Raw genomic sequence first — 12,976 nt, 5'->3', positions numbered from 1 at the left:
ATGCCCACGCCCGAACGACTCGAATCATTCATCGCCGCCGTCGAGGGCGGCGCGCATGCCAAGGCCATCGAGGACTACTACACCGAAGACGCCACCATGCGCGAGAACCAGGCCGAGCCGCGGCGCGGCCGCAGCACGCTGGTGGCGCAGGAAAGCGCCGTGCTCGACCGCACCGAGTCGGTGGTTTCCAGCTGCGTGCGGCCGGTGCTGGTGAACGGCGACCACGTGGCGATCCACTGGATCTTCGAGTTCACGTTCAAGGGCGGCAGCAAGATGCGAATGGAAGAAATCGCCTGGCAGCGCTGGGAAGGCGAGCGCATCGCGGAAGAACAATTCTTCTACGACCCCGCCCAGAAAAAGCCGGGCTGACCGCTTCTGTACGCAAACCCCACCGCCATGGCGCTGCTGCAGACCTCCTAGCCCCATGCGATACCTTCACGCACTGTTCGCTGGCACCTGGGCCATCGCCCGGGCCGAGCTGGCGATCGTGCGGCGCTTTCCGCGCATCCTGCTGGCCGTGGTGGCGGTCGGCGTGGTGCCGGCGCTCTATGCGCTGATCTACCTCACGAGCGTGTGGGACCCGGCCGGGCACACGGCCGACCTGCCCGCCGCCATCGTCAACCAGGACCAGGGCGTGACCTACATGTCGCGCACGGTCAACGTCGGCGACGAACTCACGCACACCCTGCTCGACAAGCGCGCCTTCGGCTTCCGCGCGATGACCGACGCCGAAGCCGCGCGCGCCGAGGTGCGGCGCGGCACGCTGGCCTTTGCGCTGCTGATTCCGGCGGACTTCAGCGCCAACGCGGTGCCGGGTGCGCAGCGCGGCGCCGGGCAACTGGTGGTCTACACCTCCGAAGGCAACAACTACAGCTCGGCCGGCCTGGCGCGGCGTTTCGCGGGTGAGCTGGGGCACCAGGTCAACGAGATGCTCAACGAGCAGCGCTGGGGGCTGGTGCTGAATGCGGCCTCCGGTTCGCAGCAGCGGCTCGACAAGCTCAAGCAGGCGCTGCTGGAACTGCGCGACGGCAGCCAGACGCTGGCCAACGGCGCGGCCCAATACAGCGCCGCCGCGCAGCAGGTGAGCAGCGGGTTCAAGCAGGTGAACGGCGGTATCCGCACCATCGAATCGAAGTTGCCGGCCGACGCTGACCTGCGTGCACTGAAGGCCGGCTCGCAGCAACTCGCGGCAGGCCAGCGCGAACTCGGCAGCGGGCTCGCGCAGATCGGCGACGGACTCGGCCAGCTCGAAGCCGGTGCCGGCCAGCTCGGCGACGGCGCGCGCAAGATGCAGAAGGATTCCGCCGACATCCCCTTCGTGGGCGAGCGCATCGCCAAGGGCGCGGGCGAACTCGCGGCCGGCGCCGACAAGCTGCGCGGCGGCATCGATCAGGCGCAGGGGGCCATGGCCAAGGCACAGGACGGCAATCACAAGCTCGCGGCTGGCGCCACTGCGCTCGACGGCGGCGTGGGCAAGCTCACCGACGGCATGGGGGCGCTGTCTGGCGGCATCCGCACCATGGCCGGCAAGCTGCCGGCGGACAAGAAGCTCGACGAGTTCGTGCAGGGTGGCGCTCAGCTTGCGCAGGGCGCACAGCGCCTGCTGACCGGCGTGCGCACCATCGAAGCTGCCCTGCCCGCCTCGATCACCCGCATCCAGGGCAGCGCCTCGGGGCTGGCCGATTCGGTCGAGCCCAAGGTCGAGGTGGTAGCACCGGTGGACAACAACGGCAGCGCCTTCGTGCCCAACATGGTGTCGGTGGCGCTGTGGATCGGCGCGGTGATGGCCGGCTACCTGTTCAACATCCGCATCGTGCTGGCGGACCACACCCACTACCCGAAGCTCGCCAAGACGCTCGGCAAGATCACCATGCCGGCGCTGATCGTGCTGCTGCAGGTGGCGCTGGTGCTGGCCACGCTGCTGGGCGTGCTGCAGGTGCAGGCGCCGCACGTGGCCGCCCTGGCGCTCACGATGGCGCTGGCCTCGCTGGTCTTCCTGGTGGTGCTGTTCGCGATCCTGCATGTGTTCGGCGACTTCGGCCGCATCCTCACGGTGCTGCTGCTCACGCTGCAGCTGTCGGCCGGTGGCGGGGTGCTGCCGGTGGAGCTTTCGGCCGGCTTCTTCCGCACGGTGCACAGCTGGCTGCCGTTCAGTTGGGTAGTGCAGGCCTTTCGCGCGGTGATGTTCGGTGCCTTCGACGACGGATGGGCGCATGCATGCTGGGTAGTGGTGCTGTCGGGCGCAGTGGCCGTCGGGCTGATGGCGCTGTTCGGCAAATGGAAGGAAGTGCTGCTGGCGGACTACCGGCCAACGGTGCAGATCTGAACAGCCCCTTGAAACGATGACACGCTGCCGCCAAGCCCTTTCTCCTTCTCTCTACCTGCTGCCGGCACTGCTGGTGCTGGGCACCGCGGCTTTCGCGCAGGCCCAGGCCCGCAACGACGACACCCTGTCGCTCAGCTTCGAAGCGGCCCGCGCCCGCATGCTCGATCGCTCCGACAAGCTGGCCGCGGCCCGCGCGGCGGTCGAGTCGAAGGAACTGCAGGGCCAGGGCCTGAAGGGGCTCGGCGGCCCGACGGTCAGCGTCTCGGGGCTGGCCTATGCCTACAACGCGAACCTGAATCTCGACCTCGATCCGCTCAACCAGAAATTCGGGCAGATCGGCTCGGCGCTGCCGTCGTCCATCCAGAGCGTGATCGCGCGCGTGCCGATTCCGCAGCTGCCCAACAGCTACACGCTCAACCGCCACGACACCGGCGCCAACACATCGATCTCGGCCGTGTGGCCGCTCTACGTCGGCGGCGCGACCGATGCTGTGCGCGGCTTCGTCTCGGCCCAGACGCGCGAAGCGCAGGCCGATGCCGAACAGGCCGGCCACGAGGTCGACACGCTGCTGGTACAGCGCTACTTCGGCGCCCAGCTCGCGCAGCGCGCGGCCACGCTGCGCGCGCAGGCCGAGCGAACGATCGCACAGCATGATTCGGCGGCGCAGAAGATGCTCGCGGCCGGTGTGATCTCGCGCGTCGAGCGCCTGCAGGCCAGCGCCGCGTATGAGGAAGCACGGCGCAATGCGCGCAAGGCCGAGAACGACGCGGCGCTCGCCGCCGTAGCCCTGGCCCGCACGGTGCGTGCTGATGGCAGCGTGACGCCGCGGACGCCGCTCTTTCTCATCAGCACACCGATCGAACCGCTCGGCTATTTCATCGACTCGGCGCTCACGCGACACCCGGGCCTGGGCAAGGTCGCGGCCAAGAAGTCGCAGGCCGAGCAATTGCACGAAGGCGAAGAGGCGTTGCGCCGCCCGCAAGTCATTGCCTTCGGCACGCGCGAACTCAAGGGCGGCAACGCCGACTGGGTGGCCGGCCTCGGCGTGCGCTGGACGCTGTACGACTCGGTCGACCGCGACGCCCTGTCGGCTGCTTCACTCAAGCAGGTCGAGCAGGCCGAGCGCACCGACGCTCAGGCGCGCAGCGACATCTCGCTGCTGGTCGAACGCAACTGGCGCGCATTGGAGAACGCGCGCCGCCAATACCTCGAGATGAAGGCCTCGGTGGAGCTGGCGCAAGAGGTCGTGAAGCTGCGCACCTCGGGCTTGCGCGAAGGCACGAGCACCACGCTCGACCTGATCGACGCCGAAACCAACCAGGCCAAGGTGCTGACCGAACGCGCGCAAGCCGCCAACGACTACGTGCAAGCGCTTGCGCAACTGCTCGAAAGCGCGGGCCTTTCCGAAAGGTTTTCCGACTACATCGCGCGTGCCGACGTGAAGGTGAATTGATGATGAGTGCCAAGACCCGAAAACTGATCGCGATACTCGCCGCCCTGCTCGTGCTGGCGGTGCTCGTCTGGGGTTTCTGGCGCGCGTCGCAGCCCGCCCCCGAGGTATTCCAGGGCCAGATGGAGGCGCGCGAGACCGATGTTGCCGGCAAGGTGACGGCGCGTATCGCCGAAGTGCCGGTGAAGGAAGGCGACCGCATACAGGCCGGCGCGGTGCTGGTGCGCATGGACAGCCCCGAAGTGCGCGCCAAGCTCGCGCAGGCCACTGCCGCCGAACAGGCCGCGCAGGCCGTCGCCGACAAGGCGCAGAACGGCGCCCGCCCGCAGGAGGTCGAGATGGCGCGCATGCAGTGGCAGCGCGCCGAAACCGCGGCCCAGCTGGCGCAGACCTCGTACCGCCGTGTCGACGGACTGGCGCGCGAGGGCTTGGTTGCCGACCAGAAACGCGACGAGGCCGAAGCCAACTGGAAGGCCTCGCGCGACGCCGCCATTGCCGCCAAGGCGCAGTACGACATGGCACGCATCGGCGCCCGCCCCGAGGACAAGACAGCCGCCAGCGCGCAGGCGCGCCAGGTCGCCGGCGTGGTAGCCGAGGCCGAAGCCGCCAAGGCCGAGACCGAGCTACGCAGCCCCGTCGGGGGCGAGGTGGCCAAGGTGCTGGCCAAGGTCGGCGAGCTGTCGCCGCAGGGCGTGGCCGTGGTCACGGTGGTCGACCTGAGCGACCAGTGGGTGGTGCTCAACGTGCGCGAAGACCGGCTCGCCCGCTTCGCGCTCGGCAACGAATTCGATGCGCGCCTGCCCGCGCTGCCAGAAGACAGGCGCACGGCCCGCTTCAAGGTCTACTACAGCGCAGTGCTGCCCGACTTCGCGACGTGGCGCGCCACGCGCGGCGGCACCGGCTTCGACGTGCGCACCTTCGAGGTCCGCGCGCGGCCGCTCAAGCCCATCGACGGCGCTCGGCCCGGCATGAGCGTGCTGGTCGACTGAGTTCGCGATGAGCCTGCGCGGCTTTTCCGCAGCCAGCGCACGGCGCGAGTTCGCGCTGCTGCGCACGCGCCCCTGGGATCTGGCGATGGTCTCGTGGGTGCCGCTGCTCGCGGTGTTCCTGATCTGGTGGATCTTCTCGGCCGGCCTCCCCGAGCGATTGCCAATCGGCGTGCTCGACCAGGACCACTCGTCGCTCTCGCGCCAGTTGGTGCGCTTTCTGGACGCCACGCCCGGCTTGCGCGTGGTGCAGCGGTACGGCGACGAAGGCGAGATGGCGCGCGCCCTGACCAGCGGCGCGGTCGACGCGGCGGTGCAGTTGCCGCGCGACCTGAGCCGTGAGGTCAAGCAGGGCCGCGTCGGGCAGGTCGTGCTGCTGCACAACGCGCAGCTCGGCACGCATTCGAGCCTGATCCAGCGCGACGTGCGCACTGCCGTGGCCACGGTTTCGGGCGGGGTCGAGCTCACGGTGCGCAACAAGCGCGGCGAGTCGATGACGGCGGCGCGCGTGAGCATGGAGCCGATCAAGGCGAGCATGGTGGCGCTGTTCAACACCTCGACCGACTACGAGCAGTTTCTCGGCGCGGCGCTGATTCCGGCGCTGCTGCACATCCTTGCGATGACGGCCGGCGCCTGGGCCGTGGGGCGCGAGTTGCGCGACCGCAGCATAGGCGAGTGGCTGGGTGCCGCGCCACGATGGCACGAGGCGCTGGCAGCGCTGGCGGGCAAGCTGGCGCTGCCGTTCGCGAGTCTTTCGGCGGTGGCCATCGCGGCGATGCTGTGGATCACCGCGGGTCGCGGGTGGCATCCGGTCGGTTCGCTCGGGTGGACGCTGTTTGCGCTGGTTGTGTTCCTGGCGCTGTCGATTGCGCTCGGGGCTTTCGCGGCGGCATTCACGCGTTCGCTGCGCACTGCGCTTTCGGCTACGGGCTTCATCACGGCGCCGGCCTTCGCGTTCGGTGGCGTGGGTTTTCCGCTGGTCGCGATGCCCTTCTTAGCGCAGATATGGGCCAGCCTGCTGCCCTACACGCACTACATCCGCGTGCAGATGGAGCAGTTGCAGATGGGCGCGCCGGTGGTGTATTCGGTCGCCACGCCGCTGTGGATGGTGCTGGGCACGGGCGTGCTGCTTGCCGCGTCCGCCGGTGCGCTGGTGCGCGCGGCCGGAGCGCCCGACAGTTGGGGTGGACGGTGATGACTGACGAACGGCTCCACCTCGGCGCCGCATGGCGCGACACCGCGCTCGCCGTGCTGCGCGACAAGGGCGTGCTGCTGATCATGCTGCTCGCGCCCATCATCTACGGCTTCTTCTACCCGTGGCCCTATGGCACGCAGGCCGTGGCGCGCGTGCCGGTGGCAGTGGTCGACCAGGACCACACAGCGCTGTCGCGGCAGATCGCGCGCTTCGCGCTGGCCAATCCGCGGCTCGACGTGCGCATGGTCACGGGCGATGTGCGCGAGGCGCAGCAGGCGCTGTGGCGCGGCGACATCGAAGGCTATGCGCTGCTGCCGGCCGACCTCAAGCGCGATGTGCTGCGCGGCACCTCGGCCGTCGTCACCATCGAAGGCAACGGCGCCTATGCGCTGTTGAACAAAGCGGTGCTGTATGGCTTCTCGGAGGCCGTGGGTACGGTGTCGGCCGGGGTCGAGATCCGCACGCTGCAGGCTGGCGGCCAGAGCGCGATTCAAGCCGCTCGCAGCCGCAGTCCGCTCAACACGCAGCTGGTCGCGCTGTTCAACCCGACCGAAGGCTATGGCAGCTACGTGGTCCCGGCGGTGGCACTGCTGATCCTGCAGCAGACGCTGCTGATGGGCGTGGCGATGCTGGCTGGCACCTGGGCCGAGGCGGGGCGGCTGCGGGCCTCGATGGGAGCCTGGCTGGGGCGGCTGGGGGCTCTCTCGGCGTTCGGCTTTCTGAGCGGGCTCTTCTACTTCGGCTGGGTGTTCTTCTTGCAGGACTATCCGCGCGGAGGGAATCCGCTCGGTGCGCTGGTGCTGCTCGCGTTCTACGTGCCGGCGATCTGCGCGCTGGGCTTGGTGCTCGGCTGCTGGTTCCGAGACCGCGAGCGGGCTTTGCAGGTGCTGCTGTTCACCGCCCTGCCGATGGCCTTTCTCTCGGGCTTCTCGTGGCCTGTGGAGGCCTTGCCGGAGCCACTGCAGGCACTGCGCTGGCTCTTCCCGAGCACGGCGGGTATCCAGGCCTCGCTGCGGCTCAACCAGATGGGCGCGCCGCTGCATGACGTGCTGCCCTACCTTGGGGTACTGCTGTCGCTGACTATTGCGGGGCTGCTGGCGCTGTGGCTCGCGGCCACCCAGCGCACCGCCGGGCCGAAGCGCGTCTAGCGCTGGCTCTCGGCCGCCACGGCGCGCACCAGCCGCGTGGCGGGCGCCACCAGTTCGCGCAGGTCGCCCGCACGGTCCTGCTCGATGGCCTGCAGCACCAGTTCGTTGATGCCGCCAACCACGGTCATTGCCATCTCGCTCGTCAGGTGCACGGCGGGGCCATCCGCGCTGTCGCTGCTGTTGATCGCCACCTGGATGAAGTTGGCGATCTCGTCGTTCACCCGGCGCCGCACCACCAGGCCCGGCATGCCGAGCCCCAGGATCTCGACGAAGAGCGTGCGCAGCAGCACCGGGTCTTGCGCGAGGTAATCGAAGTACGCGGTCATGGCCTGCTCGACCTGCGCATGCCAGGGCTGCACCGGGTCGAAGGCCTCGCTCACCGCCTGCAGCGCGAGCCGGCTGGCGGTTTCGTAGAGCGCGATCAGGCACTCGGTCTTGGTGCTGAAGTGTTCGTAGAAAGTGCGGCGCGACACGGCGGCCTCGCGCACGATGTCGGCAATGGTTGTCTCGGCGTAGCCCTTGGCTGCCACGGCGTGCGCCATGCCCTGCAGCAGACGCTTGTAGTGCTCGCTCCCTGGGCCCTCGGCGGACTTGGAAGGGGCTGCTTTTTCGATGGTTTCGCTCATGAACGGCACATTTTCCTACGTCTCGGTACTTGACAGTACCAATTCACAATTGCAACATGGCGGCATGCGGTACTGATTTGTACCAACCATCCATCCACGCAACCCGTGCTTTTTCCAAGGCTTGTTTCATGACCGATCTCGTTGTCCGCCGCCTTCTGATCGACCTGCAACCGCCCTTTGCCCGCAACTGGTGCGGCGGCGATGCATTCTCGACCGCTTTCTTCAACGCCCTGTCGATGAGTTTCCCTTTCGGCGAGCAGTTCTTCATCGACGCGGTGCGCGACGCCGTCGCCACGCTGCCGGCCGAGGTACAGGAAAAACACAAGGCCGACGTGCGCGGCTTCATCGGGCAGGAAGCCACGCACCGGCGCATTCATTCACTCTTCAACAACCATCTGGAAAGCCAGGGCCTGGTCGACGGCTGGACGGCGCGCGCCAGCAAGCGCATGGCCCTGATGGAAGAAGCCGACCCACGCCACGCGCTGGCGGTGACGGCGGCCACCGAGCATTTCACGGCGATGTTCGCTGAGTGGCTGCTGGCGCACCCGCAGGTCCTCGACGGCGCCGAGCCCCGGCTGCGCACCATGTGGCTATGGCACAGCGCGGAAGAGCTGGAACACAAGAGCGTGGCCTTCGACATCTACCAGGCCGCGGGTGGCTCCGACGAATGGCGCACGCGCTGGTTCCGCCGCGTGACGATGATGTTCCTGGGCGACCTGATGCACCAGACCATCGACAACCTGCGCCACGAAAAGCAGCTGTGGAAATGGTCGACCTGGAAGAGCGCCGCGCGCATCCTGCTGAGCCGCGACGGCCTGCTGCGCGGCAACCTGGCCGGCTGGCGCAGCTACCTGCGCGCGGACTTCCATCCGATGCAGCAGGACAGCAGCCTGTCGGAGCGCTGGCTGGCGGACAACCGTGCGCAGTACACGCCAGTGGGCGCGGCGCCTGAGGCGGCCGCTGCCGGCTGACGGGCAAGAAACTCAGTAGAAATTGGCGCGGTGCGGCGCGCCGCTGCCGGCCTGCTGTTGCTGCTCAGGGCGCAGCGTCAGGTCGTGCAGGGTGTCGAAATCGGACGGAGCATCCGGCACACGCATCACCACTTCGAGCTCGTGCATCGACGCAACCCAACGGCCGGCTGGCGATTCGGCCGGCTCGTCATTGGCGAACACGCCGTCGCGGATGTAGAAGGTCTCGCCCTCCGGGCGCTCGGCATGCAGCTCGATCAGGCGCGCGATCGAGAAGTTGTACGTCACGAGCTTCTCGCGCGTCTTGCGGTCCTTGCCACCGCAGTTGAACGAGCCTTCGGCGGCGATGACGATGCAGGAGCCGTCTACCCCGCCGTCCATCTCGATCTCGTTGCCCGAGCGCCAGATGGCGTTGGGCAGGCGCACGCGCACCTTGTCGATCACGAGGTCGCGCTGCTTGTTGAGGCTGCCCAGGGGTGGCACCAGCGAACGCAGCTGCCGCAGGCGCTCGGCGAAGTTGTCGTCCATCAGGAATTCGACATGGTGCGTGGCGCTGCCGGACGAGCGCTTGACCACCTGCATGACCACGTGGCGCGACTTAGCCATGGCAGGGCCCCTTTGCAAGCGTTGAATTCCATGTCCCGCGAGGGGCGTCGACGGTGTGGCTGCAATTCATTGGAAATCGGCTACTAGTAGAACTTTAGATTACATGCAATTACATGCATCATTTGTGTCCAACTGTATAACGATTGCCGGCAATGCGGAAGGCCATTCCGTGACTTATGCACGAGGAAATGTCTCCAAAATGCCTCCCCAATGTGCTAGCAGGCACACTGCCAGCAGTTGGGGGCAATCCCCTATTCGAGGGATTCGTCGAGCGCCTTGCAGGAAGGCGCGCACACGGTCTGGGACTTGCCCAGCACCTGGCGCGTACGCAGCTGCGAGCGCACGCGGTGCTTGCCGCACATGAAGCACGACATGGTCGCGCCGCTGAACGACGCCGAGGCGCGGAACGGCGAACCCGGCGTCTTGGACTTGTAACGCAGCCCATCCGCCACCACTGCCGTCTTCACTTCACCCTTCGCCATGCGTCTTGTCCTTGCTGTTCAGTTATGCACTGCGCATTGCGCGTGCAATGGCTTCCCGTGCGCTGATTTCAGCGGCCAGGGAAGCGTCCAACGCCGAGCGGCAAAGCCCGGCGTGCTTGTAATTGAGGTTCTCGTACACCTCGGCCGCGGCCGGATAGGCATCGAGCAGGCGGCCTAGTTCGGCGCCCTGCTCGACGTCCTCGAACTCATGCACGAGGTGCTCGACCACGGAGCGGTACTGCTCTGCGCCTACGGGCACAGGGCTGTGCTCAAGCTTTTCCAGCAGTTGCGCCAGCACGTGGGTCACTGCCAGATCGGTCTTGGGAGACGGATTATCGGTCGTGTTCATGGTTTCCATCTGGGGGCAGCATACGCCTATGCAAGTGGCTGCTCGTATAGGGATGTCTCCGGCTCCCCCGCCTTTTGCGCCGCCTGCATCCGCTGGAGCAGGCTGTGCAGCATCTCGGTCGAGAGCCCGTGGATCACCAGCCGGTGCCCCGCCCGCAGGGTCGACAGGGGCACCAGCGGATGCTTGTTGTTGACCAGGATCAGGTGTTCGGGCGCGTTCAGGAGCGTCGCCGTGTAGATGCCGATGGTTTCGTCCAGCTGCAAGGAATTGGCCGCGCGCCAGAAATCGTTGTCCGTGAGCATCAGCTGGTAGAGCGGCGTGAACAGCTCGATGGCGCTCTGCAGGTCGAGAAAATTGAGCCTGCCCTGGGGCATGTCCTCCAGCCGCAGCCCTGGCTCCCTGATCATCGAAAAATCGACCTTCTCCGCCTTGCACAGCGCCACGCCCTTGTCGCGCAGCGCCTTGTTCAGCCGGATCACGAAGTTGAAGAGGTTCAGGTCGTGCTTCAGGAACATCTCGTCCTTCAGCGCGTCGATGTCGGCCGGCTCCAGCGGATTGGTGGCCACCGGAGCCGGCGAATTCCGCCCGATGAAGGCCAGCACCTGCGAGCCCAGGTGAAAGTGCCGCAGGATGAGCCAGTTGGCCTCCGGCGACACGAAGCGCTTCAGCCCCCAGGCCAAAAACCGGTGCAGCAGCATCGAATGCGACCAGTTGCGCGGCACGAACACCTTCACGATCTGGATCAGGATGATCGTCAGCCGCGCGATCGGCCGCAGGAACGGCAGCAGATACTGCCGCGAGCCCGAACTCGAATCGGCCAGCCACGCCGCCTTGACGTTGTCGGGCAGCGGCGTGCTCTGGTCGAGGTACAGCGCCAGCCAAGGACTGGGGTCGCGCTCGTCGTGCGCCTGCGTCAGGAAATCAGGTGTTCGATCCATGGGGCATACGCTCCGTGATGTGCTGGAACTGCATCAGGTACAGCGCGGCCGTGTGGCGCGCGGTGTCTGTGATCTGGCGGGCGGCGCGCGCCTGCCCTTCCACGGCCATCACCATCTCGACCGCCGTGAGCCAGCGGCTCAGGTGGTGCTCGTCGTTGTGGCCGTGGTATTCGAGAAAACGGAAGGCATCGGGCGGCAGCTTCAGGCTGGCCTTCAGCAGCGGCAACAGCGCCGGCACGATGCGCTGGCCCGTGCCTTCGATGATGTAGATCGCGCCCAGCAGGCCGATCGGGTCGCGCGTGGCGGCCAGGCCGTGCAGGTAGCCATTGAGCGCCTCGCCGCCCGGGTTGCGGCGCAGGTCCTCGATGCGCTCGACCGTGCCGCCCGCCTTGCGGTAATCGCTGAAGAGGATGTTGAAGTCGTTCTGCTCCTCGCCCGCGTGCACGCCGATCAGCGAGGCCAGCACCTGGTACGGCTCGCTCAGCGAGGCGGCGCCTTCGCGCATCCACAGGCTGCCCTCGCGCACCTGCGGCACCCATTGCTCCATCCAGTTCAGGTAGTCGGGCACGGCAAAACGGCGCTCGCGGATCTGGCGGACCAGCGGCGTGCGCCAGACGCGCGAGCGGTAGTCGTGCCAGATGGCGGCCAGCTCGGTGAGCAAGGCGCCGAGTCCTTCGGGTGCGGCGGCCGGGTCATGCGGAGGCGCAATGACGAGGTCGTCGTCGGGCACCGCTGCCGCTCGGGGCGCCACCACCACGGGCGCCGCATCGGCTGCCTCGACTTCGAGCAGCATGTACGCCGCCATGAAGCGCCCCGATTCCGGCACGTAGCAGAAGATCTGCTCGCCGGGCTTCAGCGTCTTGGTGTGCAGGAACTCAGCCAGCATCACGAGGATTGACGCCGCCCCGGTGTTGCCGCGCCATGCGAGGTTGCTCCACCAGCGCTCACGGGGAATCGACAGGTCGGCCTTCGCCATCAGGTCCTCGACCACCGGGATGAATTTCTCCGACGAGTAATGGCACAGGAAGTGATCGACCCGCTTCGGATCGACCCAGCCGTCGCGCACCAGCCCCGCGTATTCGTGGATGCCGATGTCGAACAGATGCGGCAGGAGGCGTATGTCCTGCCGCAGCGACAAGGCGCCCGCCGCTTCGGCCTCGGCCCAGGAGCCGAAGTCGAGGTGGCCGCGCGCGCGGTCTTCGGTCAGGCCCAGCTGCATGCAGACCGGGTAGTCGCCCGAGAACGCACGTTGATGCACCCACTTCAGCTTCAGGCGCAACCCAGGCGCGCCGGCCAGTGCGGGCGTGCCGTCGGACAGCAGCAAGGCGCCCGCGCCATCCGACAGCATCCAGCGTAGAAAGTGCGAGTCGAAGTCGGTTTCATAGCCGCGCGCCGCGAAGCGCGAACGCTTGAAGAGGCGCGACGGCATCTCGCTCGCCACCGCCATCGCCGAGCGGTGCGCGCCCAGCTCGATGCCCTGCGCGGCAGTCTGGATCGCCGACACGCCTGCCGCGCAGATGCCGTGCACCGAATGCGTTTCCATCGGCTGAGCCGCCAGTTCGCCCTGGATCATGTTGGCGAATCCCGGCATCAGCGTGTCTCCGCCCGACGAGCCGCTGGCCAACAGCGACACGCGCGACAGCTCCGCACCGCCCCGCCGCAGGCAGTCGCGGATCGCGCCGGCCGCCAGCTGCGCGTTGGTGTGCTGCGTCACGCCTTCCGCATCGATGGCGTAGTGCCGCGTGAGGATGCCGTTCTCCGCCAGGATGCGCCGCTTGATGCGCTCCGACATGCGGTTCAGCGGCGCGATGTACGCGTCCATGCGGTCGTTGGGAATGGGCTCGCCCGGCATGAAGTAACCGGCGCTTTCGAGATAGACGCGTTGGAATGAGACAGGCATGG

13 protein-coding genes are annotated in these 12,976 nt (G+C 67.5%); 7 read left to right on the top strand and 6 right to left on the bottom strand.

Going from position 1 to position 12,976, the window contains the following annotated elements; genetic code table 11:
* From ACZYSP_RS00225 to ACZYSP_RS00200, 6 genes are read left to right on the top strand one after another with little or no spacing between them, the layout of a single operon-like run.
* The gene (locus ACZYSP_RS00225; RefSeq protein ID WP_354336011.1) at window positions 1–369 is read left to right on the top strand and encodes a nuclear transport factor 2 family protein; all 369 of its coding nucleotides are present in this window, start codon (window positions 1–3) and stop codon (window positions 367–369) included.
* Window positions 370–424: 55 nt separating this feature from the next.
* A complete protein-coding gene (locus ACZYSP_RS00220; RefSeq protein ID WP_093074906.1) occupies window positions 425–2,326 on the top strand; it encodes a YhgE/Pip domain-containing protein in 1,902 nt (633 codons plus the stop codon).
* Window positions 2,327–2,342: 16 nt separating this feature from the next.
* Complete coding sequence (locus tag ACZYSP_RS00215) at window positions 2,343–3,779, top strand: TolC family protein (protein ID WP_093074909.1); 1,437 nt, start codon at window positions 2,343–2,345, stop codon at window positions 3,777–3,779.
* Window positions 3,779–4,765 carry an HlyD family secretion protein gene (locus tag ACZYSP_RS00210; RefSeq protein WP_093074912.1) on the top strand — a complete coding sequence of 329 codons (987 nt, stop codon included), beginning with the start codon at window positions 3,779–3,781 and terminating at the stop codon, window positions 4,763–4,765. Before ACZYSP_RS00215 ends, ACZYSP_RS00210 begins: the two co-directional genes overlap by 1 nt.
* A gap of 7 nt (window positions 4,766–4,772) precedes the next feature.
* Window positions 4,773–5,957: an ABC transporter permease gene (locus ACZYSP_RS00205; RefSeq protein WP_489012812.1), complete on the top strand. Its 1,185-nt coding sequence runs from the start codon at window positions 4,773–4,775 to the stop codon at window positions 5,955–5,957.
* Entirely contained in the window at window positions 5,957–7,105 is a 1,149-nt protein-coding gene (locus tag ACZYSP_RS00200) for an ABC transporter permease (RefSeq protein ID WP_093074918.1), read from the top strand. Before ACZYSP_RS00205 ends, ACZYSP_RS00200 begins: the two co-directional genes overlap by 1 nt.
* Here the strand turns inward: ACZYSP_RS00200 and ACZYSP_RS00195 are convergent.
* The gene (locus tag ACZYSP_RS00195) at window positions 7,102–7,731 is read right to left on the bottom strand and encodes a TetR/AcrR family transcriptional regulator (protein ID WP_093074921.1); all 630 of its coding nucleotides are present in this window, start codon (window positions 7,729–7,731) and stop codon (window positions 7,102–7,104) included. The two genes, ACZYSP_RS00200 and ACZYSP_RS00195, sit on opposite strands and share 4 nt — an antisense overlap.
* A gap of 128 nt (window positions 7,732–7,859) precedes the next feature.
* Here ACZYSP_RS00195 and ACZYSP_RS00190 point away from each other — a divergent pair, with 128 nt between their 5' ends.
* Window positions 7,860–8,702 (top strand): metal-dependent hydrolase, encoded by an 843-nt coding sequence (locus ACZYSP_RS00190; protein ID WP_093074924.1) that lies wholly within the window; start codon window positions 7,860–7,862, stop codon window positions 8,700–8,702.
* A gap of 12 nt (window positions 8,703–8,714) precedes the next feature.
* On the opposite strand, the gene ACZYSP_RS00185 is transcribed toward ACZYSP_RS00190, so the two are convergent.
* The 5 genes from ACZYSP_RS00185 to ACZYSP_RS00165 all read right to left on the bottom strand — a co-directional run bounded on the left by ACZYSP_RS00185 (window position 8,715) and on the right by ACZYSP_RS00165 (window position 12,974).
* Entirely contained in the window at window positions 8,715–9,305 is a 591-nt protein-coding gene (locus ACZYSP_RS00185) for a hypothetical protein (protein WP_093054383.1), read from the bottom strand.
* A gap of 251 nt (window positions 9,306–9,556) precedes the next feature.
* A complete protein-coding gene (locus tag ACZYSP_RS00180; RefSeq protein ID WP_007836713.1) occupies window positions 9,557–9,787 on the bottom strand; it encodes a hypothetical protein in 231 nt (76 codons plus the stop codon).
* A gap of 22 nt (window positions 9,788–9,809) precedes the next feature.
* Window positions 9,810–10,145: a hypothetical protein gene (locus ACZYSP_RS00175; protein ID WP_093054381.1), complete on the bottom strand. Its 336-nt coding sequence runs from the start codon at window positions 10,143–10,145 to the stop codon at window positions 9,810–9,812.
* Between the two features lie 17 nt (window positions 10,146–10,162).
* A complete protein-coding gene (locus ACZYSP_RS00170; protein ID WP_093074927.1) occupies window positions 10,163–11,074 on the bottom strand; it encodes a DUF6999 family protein in 912 nt (303 codons plus the stop codon).
* Window positions 11,058–12,974, bottom strand: a complete 1,917-nt coding sequence (locus ACZYSP_RS00165; protein ID WP_093074930.1) for a StlD/DarB family beta-ketosynthase — start codon at window positions 12,972–12,974, stop codon at window positions 11,058–11,060. Before ACZYSP_RS00165 ends, ACZYSP_RS00170 begins: the two co-directional genes overlap by 17 nt.
* Window positions 12,975–12,976: the final 2 nt, after the last annotated feature.

It is taken from the genome of Variovorax sp. F042 (assembly GCF_057814215.1).
The sequence above is the reverse complement of the archived record's forward strand: the minus strand, read 5'-3'. Positions and strand labels throughout refer to the sequence as shown.

What these genes read in the sequence shown, in the direction of transcription:
- ACZYSP_RS00200 (WP_093074918.1), top strand. Translation starts at nt 5,957, where the DNA reads ATGACTGACGAACGGCTCCACCTCGGCGCCGCATGGCGCGACACCGCG.
- ACZYSP_RS00205 (WP_489012812.1), top strand. Translation starts at nt 4,773, where the DNA reads ATGAGCCTGCGCGGCTTTTCCGCAGCCAGCGCACGGCGCGAGTTCGCG.
- ACZYSP_RS00170 (WP_093074927.1), bottom strand. Translation starts at nt 11,074, where the DNA reads ATGGATCGAACACCTGATTTCCTGACGCAGGCGCACGACGAGCGCGAC.
- ACZYSP_RS00175 (WP_093054381.1), bottom strand. Translation starts at nt 10,145, where the DNA reads ATGGAAACCATGAACACGACCGATAATCCGTCTCCCAAGACCGATCTG.
- ACZYSP_RS00190 (WP_093074924.1), top strand. Translation starts at nt 7,860, where the DNA reads ATGACCGATCTCGTTGTCCGCCGCCTTCTGATCGACCTGCAACCGCCC.
- ACZYSP_RS00195 (WP_093074921.1), bottom strand. Translation starts at nt 7,731, where the DNA reads ATGAGCGAAACCATCGAAAAAGCAGCCCCTTCCAAGTCCGCCGAGGGC.
- ACZYSP_RS00215 (WP_093074909.1), top strand. Translation starts at nt 2,343, where the DNA reads ATGACACGCTGCCGCCAAGCCCTTTCTCCTTCTCTCTACCTGCTGCCG.
- ACZYSP_RS00225 (WP_354336011.1), top strand. Translation starts at nt 1, where the DNA reads ATGCCCACGCCCGAACGACTCGAATCATTCATCGCCGCCGTCGAGGGC.
- ACZYSP_RS00165 (WP_093074930.1), bottom strand. Translation starts at nt 12,974, where the DNA reads ATGCCTGTCTCATTCCAACGCGTCTATCTCGAAAGCGCCGGTTACTTC.
- ACZYSP_RS00210 (WP_093074912.1), top strand. Translation starts at nt 3,779, where the DNA reads ATGATGAGTGCCAAGACCCGAAAACTGATCGCGATACTCGCCGCCCTG.
- ACZYSP_RS00220 (WP_093074906.1), top strand. Translation starts at nt 425, where the DNA reads ATGCGATACCTTCACGCACTGTTCGCTGGCACCTGGGCCATCGCCCGG.
- ACZYSP_RS00185 (WP_093054383.1), bottom strand. Translation starts at nt 9,305, where the DNA reads ATGGCTAAGTCGCGCCACGTGGTCATGCAGGTGGTCAAGCGCTCGTCC.
- ACZYSP_RS00180 (WP_007836713.1), bottom strand. Translation starts at nt 9,787, where the DNA reads ATGGCGAAGGGTGAAGTGAAGACGGCAGTGGTGGCGGATGGGCTGCGT.